Origin of the sequence: uncultured Kocuria sp., from assembly GCF_947500125.1 — a bacterium.
GTDB lineage: Bacteria > Actinomycetota > Actinomycetes > Actinomycetales > Micrococcaceae > Kocuria.
In genome coordinates this window covers 1-284 of sequence record NZ_CANMRA010000101.1, presented here as the reverse complement: position 1 = coordinate 284, position 284 = coordinate 1, and the positions used below count along the sequence as shown (strand labels likewise).

1 pseudogene is annotated in these 284 nt (G+C 69.0%); it reads left to right on the top strand.

Features of this window, described 5'->3' with window-relative positions:
• Positions 1–36: 36 nt before the first annotated feature.
• Positions 37–284 (top strand): annotated as a pseudogene (locus Q0817_RS20025) (hypothetical protein); the annotation flags it as partial.

The window sequence follows — 284 nt, the reverse complement described above, 5'->3', positions numbered from 1 at the left end:
CGAGCCCATCCTCAAACAGAAAGGAGCATGGCCGAAATGACCCGACACCGCCTGATCACCGCCCTGGCCCTGTGCCTCCTACCCTTGACCGCCTGCGGGCCCGATGCAGCGCAACAGGCCAGCGAGCAGACCACCACCCCCGCCACGGCTACTCCCTCCACCACCGAGCACACCCCCGGGCAAGGTTCTTTCCCCGACCCGGACACCGTGGACCGGGCCGATGTGGAGGCCACCGCCGAAACCGCCGCGCTGATGCTGCACTCCTGGGACACCGCCACCGACCG